Source organism: Castellaniella sp. (assembly GCF_049651205.1).
Classification (GTDB): Bacteria; Pseudomonadota; Gammaproteobacteria; order Burkholderiales; family Burkholderiaceae_B; genus Castellaniella.
Map to the genome: position 1 here is coordinate 1 of NZ_JBASBR010000007.1, position 15,377 is coordinate 15,377.

Annotated in this window: 15 protein-coding genes; 10 read left to right on the top strand and 5 right to left on the bottom strand. The window is 58.7% G+C overall.

Going from position 1 to position 15,377, the window contains the following annotated elements:
• A partial coding sequence (locus WA928_RS03605; RefSeq protein ID WP_424299703.1) for a TRAP transporter small permease occupies positions 1-207 on the bottom strand: 207 nt, incomplete at its 3' end.
• 107 nt (positions 208-314) lie between these two features.
• On the bottom strand, positions 315-767 hold the full coding sequence (locus WA928_RS03610; protein ID WP_424299706.1) for a hemerythrin domain-containing protein: 453 nt from the start codon (positions 765-767) through the stop codon (positions 315-317).
• A gap of 197 nt (positions 768-964) precedes the next feature.
• On the opposite strand from WA928_RS03610, the gene WA928_RS03615 reads away from it, so the two are divergent.
• From WA928_RS03615 to WA928_RS03630, 4 genes are all read left to right on the top strand, one after another.
• Positions 965-1,741 (top strand): ABC transporter ATP-binding protein, encoded by a 777-nt coding sequence (locus tag WA928_RS03615; RefSeq protein ID WP_424299709.1) that lies wholly within the window; start codon positions 965-967, stop codon positions 1,739-1,741.
• Entirely contained in the window at positions 1,738-2,733 is a 996-nt protein-coding gene (locus WA928_RS03620) for an ABC transporter substrate-binding protein (RefSeq protein WP_424299712.1), read from the top strand. The genes WA928_RS03615 and WA928_RS03620 overlap by 4 nt, the downstream gene beginning before the upstream one ends.
• Before the next feature lie 139 nt (positions 2,734-2,872).
• A complete protein-coding gene (locus WA928_RS03625; RefSeq protein ID WP_424301088.1) occupies positions 2,873-3,601 on the top strand; it encodes an ABC transporter permease in 729 nt (242 codons plus the stop codon).
• The gene (locus tag WA928_RS03630) at positions 3,594-4,397 is read left to right on the top strand and encodes an ABC transporter substrate-binding protein (protein WP_424299715.1); all 804 of its coding nucleotides are present in this window, start codon (positions 3,594-3,596) and stop codon (positions 4,395-4,397) included. The genes WA928_RS03625 and WA928_RS03630 overlap by 8 nt, the downstream gene beginning before the upstream one ends.
• Before the next feature lie 37 nt (positions 4,398-4,434).
• Here the strand turns inward: WA928_RS03630 and infA are convergent, their stop codons facing one another.
• Complete coding sequence (gene infA / locus WA928_RS03635) at positions 4,435-4,695, bottom strand: translation initiation factor IF-1 (RefSeq protein ID WP_350383048.1); 261 nt, start codon at positions 4,693-4,695, stop codon at positions 4,435-4,437.
• Between the two features lie 280 nt (positions 4,696-4,975).
• Between infA and WA928_RS03640 the strand changes: the two genes are divergently transcribed.
• Complete coding sequence (locus WA928_RS03640; RefSeq protein WP_424299718.1) at positions 4,976-5,887, top strand: DMT family transporter; 912 nt, start codon at positions 4,976-4,978, stop codon at positions 5,885-5,887.
• A 51-nt stretch (positions 5,888-5,938) separates the two neighbouring features.
• On the opposite strand, the gene recJ is transcribed toward WA928_RS03640, so the two are convergent.
• Both recJ and WA928_RS03650 read right to left on the bottom strand, forming a co-directional pair.
• Complete coding sequence (gene recJ, locus WA928_RS03645) at positions 5,939-7,639, bottom strand: single-stranded-DNA-specific exonuclease RecJ (RefSeq protein WP_424299721.1); 1,701 nt, start codon at positions 7,637-7,639, stop codon at positions 5,939-5,941.
• On the bottom strand, positions 7,624-8,535 hold the full coding sequence (locus tag WA928_RS03650; RefSeq protein WP_417276729.1) for a hypothetical protein: 912 nt from the start codon (positions 8,533-8,535) through the stop codon (positions 7,624-7,626). Before WA928_RS03650 ends, recJ begins: the two co-directional genes overlap by 16 nt.
• A gap of 40 nt (positions 8,536-8,575) precedes the next feature.
• On the opposite strand from WA928_RS03650, the gene WA928_RS03655 reads away from it, so the two are divergent.
• The 5 genes from WA928_RS03655 (at position 8,576) to WA928_RS03675 (ending at position 15,376) form a co-directional block, all read left to right on the top strand.
• A complete protein-coding gene (locus WA928_RS03655; protein ID WP_417276730.1) occupies positions 8,576-9,847 on the top strand; it encodes a lipoprotein-releasing ABC transporter permease subunit in 1,272 nt (423 codons plus the stop codon).
• Entirely contained in the window at positions 9,840-10,538 is a 699-nt protein-coding gene (locus WA928_RS03660) for an ABC transporter ATP-binding protein (RefSeq protein ID WP_424299726.1), read from the top strand. Before WA928_RS03655 ends, WA928_RS03660 begins: the two co-directional genes overlap by 8 nt.
• A gap of 19 nt (positions 10,539-10,557) precedes the next feature.
• Complete coding sequence (locus tag WA928_RS03665) at positions 10,558-11,385, top strand: TatD family hydrolase (RefSeq protein WP_424299728.1); 828 nt, start codon at positions 10,558-10,560, stop codon at positions 11,383-11,385.
• A 103-nt stretch (positions 11,386-11,488) separates the two neighbouring features.
• Positions 11,489-14,029 carry a DNA internalization-related competence protein ComEC/Rec2 gene (locus tag WA928_RS03670; protein WP_424299731.1) on the top strand — a complete coding sequence of 847 codons (2,541 nt, stop codon included), beginning with the start codon at positions 11,489-11,491 and terminating at the stop codon, positions 14,027-14,029.
• A gap of 114 nt (positions 14,030-14,143) precedes the next feature.
• Complete coding sequence (locus WA928_RS03675) at positions 14,144-15,376, top strand: 3-methyl-2-oxobutanoate dehydrogenase (2-methylpropanoyl-transferring) subunit alpha (protein WP_424299734.1); 1,233 nt, start codon at positions 14,144-14,146, stop codon at positions 15,374-15,376.
• Position 15,377: the final 1 nt, after the last annotated feature.

Sequence of the window (15,377 nt, forward strand, 5' to 3'; positions counted from 1 at the left end):
GCCGATGTGGGCCCCCACGCGCACGCCGTAGGCCATGCCCAGGAAAATGAGCGCGCCAAAGCAATACATGGTGAGCTCGAGCGCCCAGACAAAGCTGTAATTGAAAACGTAGCGGGCGATGACCTGAGCAAAGGTAATGATCGTCATTGCCGCCAGCAGAAAGGCAATCAGCCCTTCCTCTAGATGTTCCAGCCAGTTTCTCAGCATGGAAAACTCCTTCAGGATACGAGAAACGGCCGCAGATGCTGCGGCCGTACTAAATCAGCTTAGAGGATACCTGCACTTTGGCTTTGCCCGGCAGGGAGAGAAAACCCTTAACCTTGTGCGAATGCCTGGGTGTATCGCGCCTCGATATCCTGTAAGGCAGCGTCGTCCAGCAGGCGCTGGGCCATCGGCAGTAGATCCTCATCGGCGCATTGCAGGTATGTCAGGTAGTCCTGTATCCAGCGCTGAGTGGTCTCACTGTTCTGGCCAGGCGCCTGCAGGGCTTGTCGTATGGCCGGCCATTGGTGGGCCAGTACATGGCTTTGCTCAGTCAAGCCGCGAGTCATGCCTTTCAGGCAGACAGCATCGGATCCGGCCATGGATTCGATCAGGGCAGGGAACACGCCGGTTTCAAGGATCTCTCGTTGTTGTGATGCTGTGTGATCAAACCAGGCAATGGCTTGAGCACCATTGGCACTGCCCAAAACGCCAAGTTGCTGGCGTGTTTGCTTGTGGCCCGCGAGTAACAGGGCAAGAGGATCGAACTCTGAAGGGCGCGGCATGACGGGCTCCTGATTATGCTAGGCCCATGGTAGCGCGTCCATGGGGCATGTACGAGTGAAGCTTATATAACCAAATGTTATGTTGAAATCAATAATTTGTTGTTGTTGTTTATGTAGACAGGCCGCTAAAGTAGCGACATCCTGTCTATTAAAGGACGCAGGTTTGTCCAGCCAGACTTGCCCGTCCCGATGTCATTATGAATCTATCCTTTCAGCAAGTAGAAAAACAGTTTGGCGATCTGCGAGTTGTGGATCGCTTTGACAGCAATATCCAACCCGGAGAGCTTGTTGCACTGGTCGGGCCATCAGGGTGTGGTAAATCCACCTTGCTGCATTTGGCTGCTGGCCTTGAGAAGCCCAGTGCCGGAGAAGTCCTTGCTGATGGTGTGCCTATCAGGCGCCCTGATCCCAGCCGCATGCTGATGTTCCAGGAAAACGCGCTGTATCCCTGGTTGACTCTGGCACAAAACGTGGCCATGGCACTTGAACTGCAAAAAGTACCCAAATCCCAGGCACGCCAGCAGGCGCTTGTCTGGTTGGACAAGGTTCGCCTCAAAGGTTTCGAAAACTACTTCCCGCACCAGGTATCGGGGGGGATGCGTCAGCGTTGCGCATTGGCCCGGGCATTTATCAGCCACCCCGAAGTACTGCTGCTGGACGAGCCCTTTGGGGCGCTGGATGCGCTGACACGCATGACCCTGCAAGATGCCTTGCGTACGCTGATCCTTGAAACCAAGCCTACTGTATTGTTGGTTACGCATGATGTGGATGAGGCTTTATTCCTGGCGGATCGCATTCTGGTGTTCAGTTCGCGTCCATCCAGGCTTTTAAAGGAATTCCACCTTTCTGCTCATGACAAGACACACGATTTGTCCGGTTTTGCCGCAATGCGGCGCGAAATCCTGTCCCTGCTAGGGATGACCACTGATCCAGAATCACCTTCTCACCCTGTTACTGAGGAAATTGCAGCATGAAATTCAGCCGTGTATTAATCCCAGCGCTTGCCGCCCTGACACTGGCAACGCAGGTGCTGGCCGCCGAGCCCTTCAAGGTAGGCTATATCCGTGTCATGGATGATGCCCAGGCAATTACCGCCTACGAAGGTCAGTTTTATGCCAAACACGGCCTGGACGTGCAACTGGTTGAGTTCAAGTCTGGCACTGATCTGATCAAAGCCATTGTGGGTGGCCAGCTGGATACTGGCGTGCTGGGTTTCACTAATGCCGCCTCCTGGTCGTCTCGTGGTGCCGATCTTAAAGTGGTTGCCGGAGCCCAGCGTGGATATCATGCACTGGTCGTGCGTGACGACGCAGGCATCAACACGGTAGCTGACCTCAAAGGCCACACGTTGGCATCGCAAAAAGAGGGCAGTACAGCAGATACCGTGTTGCGTGGTGTTGTACTGAAAAACGCCGGCCTGGAAGCCAGCGACGTATCCATCATGGGTGTCAGCCCGCAGGTGGCTGTGCAGTCTTTGGTGGGCAAGCGGGTGGATGCAGCCTTTCTGTTCGAACCTCAGGCCAGCATTGCGCAGCTGATCGCGCCGGTCAAGCAGATCTACGAGATTGGCGAAGTCTGGCCTTTCCCCTGCATGGTTACTATCACCTCGGGTGATACGCTCAAAAACAAAAAGGATCTTGTCTGGAAGTCTCTGGATGCACAACGCGAAGCAATCGACTTGTTGCAAAACAAACCCGATGAGGCCGCTAAGCTGATTGCGGGCTACTTTATCGCCGAGCCCACTCTCAAGACGCTGAATAAAGGTGAGATTCCGCGTGAGCAGGTGATCAGCAAGGCCATCCAGACACAAACCTTCAGCCCGGCCCTGACAGCCAAGGATCTGAGCCGCATGCAGGAAGTTGCGGACATCATGCAAGCGCGTGGTTCGCTCAAGACCAAAGACGGACAGCCTTACGATGTGAGTGCGATTGTCGATCTCGACTGGCAGCATGATCGCAAGCTGTAAGACGCCGGCTTAGTGTCGTGTGTCTATGGGTGCGATAATCGCACCCATTCCTTATTTTTGGTGGCCGGGTTTGTCCGGCCATAAATTCTTGAGTATGAGCAAAAAAAGACAGGTTTCTTCTACAGGCCGCAAACTGGCGATGGGCGTGGCGATTGCCGCCATCTTGTTGATCTGGCAAAGCGCCGCCTGGACGCTGCCGGACTTTCTGATGCCTGGAGTGCCTAGTGTGCTTGATCGCGTCTGGCATGATCTTCAAACGGCAGAGTTTCGTGCCATTTTGGCAGGCAGCATGGGGCGCCTGGGTATCGGCTATGGTTTTGCCCTGCTGTTCGGTATCGGCTTTGGCCTGGCGGGTGGCTTGTTGTTGTTTTTCCGCGAGGTGTTGAAGTCTGCCATCATTATTTTGCAGTCGATTCCATCCATCGCCTGGGTACCGCTGTTTTTGATTTTGATGGGCTTTGGCAACGTACCCATTATTGTGGTGATTGCGCTCGCAGCGTTTTTTCCGGCAGCCCTATCGGTGATGAATGCCACTGAAAGCGTTTTGCAAACTCATGTGGCTGCTGCGCGGGTGATGGGCGCCAGCCCCTGGGACATGGTGCGCCGGGTTTATCTGCCAGCTGTGATGCCCGCTCTTATTACCGGGGCCCAATTGGCGTTTGGCAACGCTTGGCGTGCCTTGATTTCGGCAGAAATGCTGATTGGTTTTGGTCAGGGGCTGGGCCGTTCTCTGGCATACGCAGGTGAGACAGCCGACATGATCGGCGTGATGGCCAATATTCTTACGATTGCGATCCTGGCCACCCTGATTGATCAGGTCATTCTTGAAAACATCAAACGCCGCGTGTTGCGGTACCAATATGTCTAGTGCTCAAGGGCCGCGTGCGCTCGGCCTGTTTTTACATACCACTCGGGTGCTCGTTGTGGGATCAGCGTTGGTTTTGACGGCTAATCAGGCCATCGCGGGGCCCGCCCAGGAGGGGTGGCTCCTGGGTGTGGCCAATGTCCCTGATGCACCGGTACCAGGGGCCAAACCTCGCACGCCCGTGCGCATCGAGGTGCTGGCAGGCGCCAAGTGGGAGGGATCCGCCCCTATGCAGGCGGTTGCAGCTGATCAGGCCCTGGCGCAATTGCAGGACGGGCAATTGGATGCATGGGTGGGTGTTTTGCCCGAAAACAGTCAAGTCTCGCAGCAGGTGCTTAAGCAAACTGTGGCATGGTCGGTCAGCCCGATGGCGATCATGCGGACTGATACCGACATTCATGACTGGGCATCACTGGCTGGACGCACGGTGTGCTTGAGTGCCGACGGCCGCTATGTAGGAGAGCTGAACGCGCGGCTGGGTGCCATCGAGCAGGTGTATGCCTCGGCTACGGATGCCTTGCTGGCTTTACGTACAGGGCAGTGCGACGCTGCCGTACAGGATGAGGGGTTTCTGCGCCAATTGCTGAAGTATCCAGAATGGCGCAAGTTTTCGGCACAGCTGGCCCCGTACCGAAAAGCCAGTTTGACGCAATTGGTGAGGGCAGACCTGCCCACGTCAGCTCGGAAGGCCTTGCAGCAGGTATTTTCTGCCAAAAACCTAACACAGTTGGGCAAAGAGCAGGCGAAAACCATCGCCTTTGAAGTGTATCTGGATCAGGCCGTACCGGATTGCCACTAAGGCAAATGGTGTCGCCCAGCGGGTGGGCGCCTGAAAATCAGTGGCGACGACGTTGCACAGGGGCGGAGCCTGGTGCACGATTGAGATGGCGAAACGTAATGCGCCCTTTGGTGAGATCGTAGGGCGACATCTCGAGGGTGACTTGGTCGCCGGCAAGGATGCGGATATGGTGCTTGCGCATTTTGCCGCCGGTGTAGGCGATAACTGGGTGTCCGTTGTCTAGCGTGACGCGGAAGCGTGAATCGGGCAACACCTCGGTGACGGATCCGTGCATTTCGAGTAGTTCTTCTTTGGCCATGTATTCTCCGTGAATTGATTAATGCATCAGCGTTGCACATGCAGCAGGTTTCGCATCGATGGACGCGAAAATAAAGATATGCAGACGATCAGAACCTGGACAGGGGCCTGAAACCCCAGAGAGGCAGTGGATAAATGGTATCCACCAAGGCAGCCAGCATGCCGGCAATGACTGAAAACCGCTGATGAAACAAGCCCTTATGATAAGGGTTGCACGTATATTATGTCAACAATTTTAGTGGGGGTTAGAATTCAGCAAAATGTATGCAGGTGATTGACAGATGAATGACAGATTAAGCCCCGGCACAATAGCACTGCTTCTGGTTCCTCCCACCCTGTGGGCCGGCAATGCAGTGGTGGGACGGGCCGTGGTGGATCTTGTCCCGCCATTGACGCTCAATTTTCTGCGCTGGACATTCGCCTTGCTGATTTTGTTGCCCATGGGGTATCGGGTTTTGGCTCGTGGCAGTGCCATCTGGCAGCAGTGGCCCCGCTACGCCATATTGGGGCTATTGGGAATCGGCCTGTATAACTCGCTGCAATATCTGGCACTGCATACCTCCACGCCGTTAAATGTCACGCTGGTCACTGCCAGCATCCCGGTATGGATGATGATTGTGGGGCGCGTGTTTCACGGTGTACCAATTCAAGTGGGCCAGATACTGGGTGCAATTCTGTCTTTGGCAGGGGTTGCCATTGTGCTCTCGCATGGCAACTGGCAGCAGCTGCTGGCGCTGCATTTTGTGGCAGGAGACCTGATCATGGTTCTGGCTACCATTATCTGGGCGTTTTATAGCTGGCAGCTTGCGGGGGTGCCGGCTGACTCTCCTGTGCGGGCACACTGGGCAGGGTTTTTGTTGGGGCAGGTGCTGTATGGCGTAGTGTGGTCGGGCGTGTTTGCAGCCATCGAGTGGCAGATCACCGATTGGCAGATCAGTTGGGGCTGGCCGTTGGCACTGACTGTGCTGTTTGTTGCGGTCGGCCCGGCGGTGATTGCGTTTCGCTGCTGGGGAGCAGGCGTACAACGGGTTGGGCCAACCCTGGCGGGGTTTTTCAATAACCTGACGCCTCTGATTGCCGCATTGCTTTCTTTGGTGGTGTTGGGCGAATCACCGCAGCTGTTTCACGTGCTGGCGTTTGCACTGATTATTGGCGGGATTGTGCTGTCTTCGCGCAAACCTGCCGCTGCTTGAGATCGCAAGGCCTGCAGCGGCTGTCATCGGTTTGCTGGACAGATGTGGCTTTTACGCCGCCTGAGCGTATTCGATCAGCAACTGAACCGTCGTCTGGCCACCCCAGGTGTTGGATTCCAGCCGGTAGACAATCTCGACTTCTTCGGGCAGCAATTGCGCATGATTAAACCAGATGCCATCGATTCGCTTTCCGTCGCGCTCGAGATAGACCTTCAGGTGTTGCTCTTTCAGCAGCCGCTGATGAACCACCCGAAATCGATCCTGGAACAGTGGGGGAGGAAACCCTGCGCCCCACACCTGATCGGCCAGCAGACGCGCCGTTTCGGTACTGACGAGGCCAGGCTCCAGCGAGCCGTCTGTTTCCAGACAGGGTTCAAATGACTCACGGCCGCTTAGCGTGCGCACCGCGTCATCAAACTGCACAGAAAAATCCTTGAAGGCAGGTGCATGCAAGGTGAGGCCGGCGGCCATGGCATGGCCTCCAAACTGAATAATCGCACCCGGCAAGCGTTTGCTGACCAGATCCAGGGCATCGCGCAGATGAACTTCGGGGATGGAGCGGCCAGAACCCCGTAGTGTGTTGGATTCATCTGGCGCAAACGCCAGGGCGGGGCGCCAGTAGGTTTCTTTCAAGCGGGATGCCACCAGACCAATGACTCCTGGGTGCCAGCCGGGTTGCCAGACGCAAATGCTGGCTGCCAATGTGCCGGGTTGAGCATCCAGATGGGCCAGCGCTTGATCACGCATTTCTGTTTCACGGCTGCGGCGCTGGCGGTTCACCTCGTCCAGCGCTCGGGCAAGCTCAAGTGCCCGCTGGGGGTTGTCCTCAAGCAGACAATGAATGCCAAGGCTCATGTCGGCCATTCGGCCTGCCGCATTGATCCGCGGGCCCAGCGCAAATCCGAGATCCGCTGTGGATGCCTCGCCTGGATTGCGTCCGGCAATCTCGAATAAGGCGGCCACACCGGCATGCATCCGGCCCTGGCGGATGCGCTTCAGGCCTTGCGTAATTAGAAGCCGGTTGTTGGCATCCAGACGCACGACATCAGCCACGGTTCCCAGAGCCACCAGATCGCTTAAGGCATCCAGACGTGGCCCGCCTTGTGCGGGCAATAGGTTGCGCTCGCGTAGTACGGCGCGCAAGGCCAGCATCACATAGAAGATCACGCCCACACCGGCCAGGTGCTTGGATGGAAAGCCGCAGCCAGGCTGGTTGGGGTTTACGATTGCCAGGGCCTCAGGCAACGTGTCTCCGGGCAGATGATGATCGGTGACGATCACCTCCATACCGGCTTGTCGTGCAGCGGCTACCCCTTCGATACTGGCAATGCCGTTGTCTACGGTAATCAGCAAATCGGGCTTGCCGGCTGCATGCTTGCAGGCAAGCTGCACCACTGCGGGCGACAGCCCATAGCCAGTTTCAAACCGGTTGGGCACTAAAAAATCAACATCTGCATCCATCGCCCGCAGACCACGCACTGCCACGGCACAGGCGGTTGCGCCGTCGCAGTCGTAGTCGGCCACGATCAGCAGTTTTTTGCGGCTGCTGATGGCGTCTGCCAGCAGCTGAGCTGCCTCTTGCACGTGGCTCAGGTGCGACGGCGGAATCAGCCCGGCCCACTCTGTGGGGGCCAATGCGGCCAAGCCGCGCGCGCCCCACAAACGGGCAAGCAGTGGGTGCACCCCTTGTTGAGTCAGGGCTTCGGTGCGTTGCCGGTTGCTGTGTCTCGGGCGAATCAGCGGCTGCACCACCAGCGCCTCCAGTCTTGTGTGCGCCAGCGGGCAAACCAGCCAGTGTGTGCACTGAGTTCTACATAGCGGTTACGCCCGCTCAGGATCAGAGAGGCCGGTTGCGTGGTCAGTTGTGTGAACAGCTGCTGATCCAGGCGCGCCAGCGCCTCAATCCACTCGCCCCACTGCTGCGAGATGGCCAGGTCATATAGGGAGAAATCAGTCTGGATATCGTTGGGTGGGGTGCGGCCCAATTGCGACTGGCCGGCGCCGCCGTACAACCAGAGGCTGTTGACCGGCGCTTGCCCTAGTGCCGCTCTGGCCTGATTGGCAGGGTGCTCGTACCAAGCCATCTGCAAGGTGTTTGCCAGTTGTCGCCATGGCCGTGCAACAGCTTCTTGTGGCCACCAGTCGTTGACGGCACTGGTGGCCACAAGCGCAGGGCTGGCACACGGCAGCGTAACGGCTTGAGGCCAGCGCACGCGCCAGGTGTCCGTCGTCAGGGCCTCAAGCTCAAGGCCGCTTTCCTGGAGGTAATCCTTTGCAGTTTCCCATAGGGCGTGGGATTGTTCTGGCGTGATATCGAGCACTCGGGCGGGCAGCAGTGCCGCACCGTCACGTGAGGGTGCCATATGCACAAGCTCGGCCAGCCAGACGGGTTCCTTGTCTGCCGGTGCGCCACGCAGCGGCCCCAGACCTGCGCTAATATGCTCTGCTTCAGCTGGGTTGAAGTTACAGGCCTTCAGCAACCAATGTTCGTGCGGCATGCACCAGGTATCTGCAGCAGGGCTTTGGGTAATAGCTGTGGTGCTGTGGGCCATCCAGGCAGCCAGTGCGGGTGCGCGCTGGGCTACATGTCCGGCAAGCTCGCCAGCAACTTCAGGTTCGGGCCAGGCCCCGGGGATCACAATATGCATGGCAGAATTGTAGAGTTAAACAGAACAGAAGGCAGTTCATATGGCCTATGAATGGTGGATTGGTGCCCGATATGCCGGTTTGGCCCGCACGGGGCGCAAAGGGCGTCGGGGCGACCGCTTTGTGTCGTTTGTTGCCGCCAGCTCGATGGCGGGTATCGCACTGGGGGTCGCTGCACTGATTATTGTGCTTTCGGTGATGAACGGCTTCCAGACACAGGTGCGAGATCGCATGCTGTCCGTTTTGCCACATATCGAGCTCTATTTTTCAGGTGTTGATCATCAGCAGGTGCTTGAGCACTGGCAAGAGTTGGCACAGGCTGCCAAGGGCGACCCCGAAGTACGTGGTGCCGCACCTTTTGTGGCTGCCCAGGCCATGGTAGCGCGCGGGCAGTCGCTTAGCGGCGTGCAGGTGCGAGGCATTGATCCGGCGGTCGAGCCCCAGGTATCTGATCTGGCGCAACAAATGCAAACTGGCACGCTGGATTCCTTGAGCCCTGGTTCATATCATGTCATCGTCGGCAGCCAGATTGCGCAATCTTTAGGGGTAGGCGTAGGCGATACGCTGCTGATGCTGGCGCCACAGGGGTCGATTTCTCCGGCGGGGTTTGCGCCGCGGATGCGCCAGTTCACGGTCTCCGGGGTGTTTTCTTCTGGCTACTACGAATACGATGCGACGCTGGCTTTCGTCAACGTTCAGGACGCGGCCCGCGTGTTTCGTGACAGCGGTGTCAGCGGTGTGCGCTTGCGCATTGCCGACATGCAGCAGGCGCCCCAGGTAGCCCTGCGGGTGTTGCAGCGCATGCCTCGGGGTGTGCGCGCCACCGACTGGACGCAAAGCAACCGTACCTGGTTTGCTGCCGTCAAAACCGAGAAACGCATGATGTTCCTGATTCTGGCCCTGATTGTGGCGGTTGCCGCTTTCAATCTGCTGTCGTCTCTAGTGATGGCCGTCAAAGACAAGCAGTCGGATATCGCCATACTGCGCACGCTAGGTGCAACACCTGGTGAGATCGCTCGGATATTTTTGGTGCAAGGGGCGCTGATCGGCGTGATTGGCACAGGCGCAGGGGTGGTTCTGGGCACGCTGCTTGCCTACAACATCGATGTGATCGTCCCCTGGATCGAGCGCATGCTGGGGATTCAATTTATCCCACAACAAATTTATTTCATCAGCGAACTACCTTCCAATCCCCAGATTGGCGATATCACCTGGATTGGCGTGACCTCATTGGTGCTGTCCCTGCTGGCAACGCTATACCCCAGTTGGCGTGCTTCGCGCCTGCAACCCGCCCAGGTGCTGCGTCATGACTAATTCAACTCAAGACCCCAATATCGTCTTGCGGGCAGAGCATCTAGCAAAAACCTACGATGAAGGTGCCAGCCGGGTTGAGGTTTTGCGAGACGTCAATTTGACAGTGCAGGCTCACGAGATGGTTGCGGTCATCGGTGCCTCGGGGTCTGGCAAAAGTACCTTGCTGCATGTGCTGGGGTTGCTGGATCAGGCGGATGCCGGGAAGCTATGGATCGCTGGCGAGGCTGCCAGCGGTCTGAATGAACGCCGCCGCAGCCAGTTGCGCAACCGCGCGCTGGGCTTTGTATATCAGTTTCACCATTTGCTGCCCGAGTTCTCTGCTCTGGATAATGTGGCGATGCCACTGATTGTGCGTGGCATGCGCCGGCCCCAGGCTCGCCAACAGGCAGAAGCCTTGTTGCAGCAAGTAGGCCTGCCAGACCGTGCCAGCCATTTTCCGGGCCAGTTGTCGGGCGGCGAACGTCAACGCGTGGCGCTGGCGCGTGCCCTGGTTACGCAGCCTGCCTGCGTACTGGCTGATGAACCCACCGGCAATCTCGACCGTCATACCGCAGACAAGATGTTCGATCTACTGCGTGAAATCAATCGGGATCTCGGAACTGCGTTTGTCATTGTCACGCATGATCCCGCCCTGGCGGCGTTGGCTCATCGCCAGCTGCACATGGAATCAGGGCATTTAGCCGAAAACTGAACCTCTGGGCGGGCCTGCCATGTTGATTGACACCCATTGTCACCTCGATGCCGCAGAGTTTGAAGATGACCGTGATGCGGTGATTGCCCGGTCGCGGCAGGCCGGCGTGCGCGCAATCGTGATCCCGGCCGTGGGCGCAAACAACTTCCAGGTGGTGCGCCAGTTGGCAGGGCAACTGCCTGGCGGGGCCTATGCCCTGGGGATCCATCCGCTGCTTGTTGCACAGGCCACAGAGGCTGATCTGGACGGCCTTAAAGACTGTCTGCAGGCCTGGCGTGATGATCCCCGTCTGGTGGCCATCGGCGAAATTGGTCTGGATTTCTTTGTGCCGGAAATCAGCACGCCATCCGGACGATCCCGGCAGGAGTACTTTTATCAGCGGCAACTGGACCTGGCCGTACAGTTCGATCTGCCCGTGCTGCTGCATGTGCGGCGCTCACAGGATGTTTTGCTCAAGTATTTGCGCAGGCGCCCAACAGTGTGTGGGATTGCCCATGCGTTCAATGGCAGTTTCCAGCAGGCCCAGCAATTCATCCAGCAGGGGTTCGTGCTGGGGGTTGGCGGCGCGATGACCTTTGACCGTGCACTGCAAATCCGTCGGCTGGCTGCTCAGTTGCCGGGTGATGCCCTGGTGCTTGAAACAGATGCACCGGATATCCCGCCGGCCTGGCTTGGGATTGCAGGCGCGCCTATACGGCCACGTAATGAGCCTGCCCAAGTGGCGAAGATTGCTGAGTGCCTGGCACAGCTGCGTGATGAACCCGTTTCCCAGCTTGTAGCCAGGTGCGCAGATAATGCAGTGCGGGTATTGCCGCGTCTGTCGGCTGTGCTGCAAACAGCACGCTGATCTCGATTTGTCCTGGCAAGCTGCAGTAGCGTAATACGCGTGTGCAGCCCCTGTGCAAGGCTTTGCTGTCAATAGCAAACCTTGTTGCTAAAGGACATCCATCATGATCGGCCGGCTGACAGTAGCAGCCGGCCTGGCCGGTATCGCGATTGTCCATCAATTGCAGACGTTACCGGGAGTACTGCTGCCTGTGCTAATAGGTGGCATGGGCGCAGGCTTGTTGGCCCTGGGCAAGCGTTGGACGCAACGCAGGCGTGGCTGCGCAAGCCGTTGGCTGTGGCGTGTGGGCCTGTGGATTCTGGTGGCCAGTGTATCGGCGGCAGTGACGGCGCATCGTGCGCAACAGCGGCTTGATCAGCACCTCGCGCCTGACAATGTCGACAAGGTATCGCGCGTCATCTTGCGTGTTCATGGGCTACCCAGGCTGCAAGCCGACAAAATCCGCTTTGAGGCCGATATCTTGCAGGCCCATCCTCCCGGGGTCCCTCGGCGGGTGCTGGTGAGCTGGTCTGCGGCAGGCTGGCGTAGCCCCTATGCTGCGCCTACCCCTGCAGAGCCGCCATTTCCTGTGATCCAGGCAGGGCAGGTGTGGCGCATGGCATTGGTGCTTAGGCCGGTTCATGCCGCGCAAAATATTGCGGCATTCGACTACGAAGCACATCTTTTTGCTCAAGGTGTCCGGGCCCTGGGCACGGTGCGCGGAGTACCGGAATACCGAAGAGATGATGGCTGGCAGGATGTTGGTATCGTCGCCGACAGGGCCCGCCATGAAATCCGCGAGGCCATGGCGCCTTTTTTGCAAGGGCTGCGCTATGGTGCTGTCCTGCGGGCATTGGCCATCGGCGACCAGGACGGCATGGAGGATGCCGACTGGCAAGTGTTCAACCGCACCGGTTTATCGCACCTCGTGTCCATATCCGGATCACACATCACGATGCTGGCAGGCGTAGCCGCGTGGCTCACCCAATGGGTCTGGCGGCGAGGACGCTGGCGCGGGCGGATTCTGGCCGAGCGCTGGCCGGCACGCCGTGCGGCTGCGTGTGCGGCCTTGCTGTTTGCCTGGTTGTACTGTCTATTGGCGGGCTGGGGTGTGCCTGCCCAGCGAACCTTTATGATGTTGGCGGTGGTGGCGGGGGCCCAGTTAGTGCAATTGCGCCTGTCTGGTGCACGCGTGCTGGCACTTGCGGCCGTTGTGGTCTGTGTGCTGGATCCCTGGGCATTGCTGGCCAGTGGATTCTGGCTGTCCTTTGCCGCAGTGGCTGTACTGTTGGCGGTAGGCGCGCGGTTGGCCTCCAGGCAGGGCACACTGGGCTCAGGCGCTGCGCCTGTTCCCGCCGGCCGGCTCAAGCGGCTTCTGCACGGGCTTGGTCTGGCCGCTCGTCTGCAATGGGCAATCACGTTGGCCCTGGCACCGGTACTGGCACGGGTCTTTCACGAAATCTCGCTGGTATCGCCACTGGCCAATGCTTATGCCATTCCGGTGATCGAGCTCCTCGTCACGCCTTTGTCTCTCTTATTGGCAGTCGTGTCCCTGATGCCGGGTCTGGCGCTGCTTGCCACCGGGCTTGCCCAGGCCGCCCACGGGATCCTGAATCTGATGATGTACCCAACCGAGTGGCTGGCTGCGCTACCATCTTGGCCAGTAGCCGCCGGACCTGTCGGTGGGTACGTACTGGCATGTGCGGGTGCGGCCATCGCCTTGTGGCCACATCCATTGGCCGGCCAGGGACGGCTCGCCACTGACTTGCGGCGTCTGCGTCCCTGGGCGTGGCTGGGCATCGTGCCCATGATGATCTGGAGGCCCCCCACGCCTGCGCCAGGTGAGTGGGATGCCTATGCACTGGATGTCGGCCAGGGCAGTGCCGTGATCATCCGAACCGCCCGGCACGCGGTTTTATTTGATGCCGGGGCCCGTCATGCGCGTGATTCGGACGAGGGGCAGCGCACGGTGGTACCTGTCTTGCGCGCCCTGGGTATTCGGCAGCTGGACGCCGTGGTGCTCTCTCATGCGGATCTGGATCATGCAGGAGGTGCACGCAGTGTGCTGGCAGCCGTGCCGGTGCAGCAAACATTCAGTTCCTTTGACTTGCCCCGTTGGCTTGGTGGTGAGGCGCGTCGCCTGGATGCCGCGCCAGCCGTTCTGCCAATGGCCGCGACGGCTTGCCTGTTTGGCGGCCGCTGGCAGGTGGATGGCGTCAGTTTCGAATTTTTATGGCCGCTGGATGAACGCCTGATACGCAAGGGAACCCAAGCCAACGCGGGCAGCTGTGTGCTGCGGGTGCGGGGCCGATATCACAGTGTGTTGCTGACAGGAGATATCGAGGCGCGCACCGAAGCTGCGCTGGTCCAGCGTGGGTTGACATCCACCGATGTGGTGGTGGCTGCCCACCACGGATCCAAAACCTCATCCTCCGCCTTGTTTGTGGATACGGTTGCTGCCAGGCATCTGATTGTGCAGGTGGGCCGCTGGAATCGCCACAATCATCCAGCACCCGCCGTATTGCGGCGTTGGCAGGCAGCAGGTGCAAATATCTGGCGCACCGACTGGCTGGGTGGAGTCAACGTGCACTCGCGCATCGATGGCCTATCGTTGTACAGTGTTCTGGAGTCGTCACGTCGATATTGGCATGGACGGCGCCCGTAATGGTTTTCGCGATCTTGCGCTTCATGGCGGGATCGGCGATGATGCGGCAGCCGTCCAAAAGACGACAACGGCCCGTTTTCGGGCTCTTGAAAAATCCACAAGATTTTCGCCACCATGACACAGACACCACTCAAGTTCTATGTCCCCGAACCCTCGGGGCGTCCCGGTCAGGCCACTGACTTCTCGTATTTGCGGCTGCAGCCGGCAGGCGCCGCCCGCAAGCCACCCATCGACACCTTAGCCTACGATACCCGCGACCTCGCACTGGGTTTGATCCGGGTGCTGGATGATGAGGGCGAGGCGCAAGGCCCTTGGGCCGAAAATCCCCCTGATCAGGACATCTTGCGCCGTGGCATGCAGGCGATGATCAAGACACGCATTTTCGACGCCCGGATGGTGATTGCCCAACGCCAGAAAAAGACCTCGTTTTACATGCAGTGCCTGGGTGAAGAGGCCATTGCCATCGGGCAGTCGCTGGCCCTGAGGCCGGGTGACATGCATTTTCCCTCGTATCGCCAGCAGGGGCTTCTGATCGCCCAGGATTACCCGCTGTTCGACATGATGTGCCAGATCTTTTCAAACGACAAAGATCCGCTCAAGGGCCGTCAATTGCCGGTGCTGTATTCGGTGCCCGAAAAAGGGTTCTTTACGCTTTCCGGCAATCTGGGCACACAGATGCCCCAGGCAGTGGGTTGGGCTATGGCGTCCGCCATCAAGGGCGACACGCGTATCGCTTGCGGCTGGATTGGCGATGGCGCCACGGCCGAATCCGACTACCAGACAGCCTTGCTGTTTGCCCATGTCTACCGGGCACCGGTGATCCTCAACGTCATCAACAACCAGTGGGCGATTTCCACATTTCAGTCGGTGGCGGGTGGCGAAGGCATCACCCTGGCCGCACGAGGCATCGGCTCCAACATTGCATCGTTGCGGGTAGATGGCAATGATTTCCTGGCGGTGTACGCAGCTTCTCGCTGGGCTGCCGATCGGGCTCGCAACAACCATGGTGCAACCCTCATCGAGTGGGTCAGCTACCGCGCCGGGCCGCACTCCACCTCGGATGATCCGTCCAAATACCGGCCGGCAGATGATTGGTCACGGTATCCACTAGGAGACCCCATTACGCGCCTGAAGCAATACATGATTGCGCAAGCCATGTGGTCTGAGCAAGAGCACCAGGACACGCAAAAAGCATGCGAGGCTGAAGTAGTGGCTGCTCAGAAAAAGGCAGAATCCCACGGCACGCTGGCCACAGGGCGCACATCCAGTGTGGCCACGATGTTTGAAGATGTATACAAGGACATGCCAGAGCATCTGCGCCGGCAGCGTCAAGAGCTGGGGGTCTGAC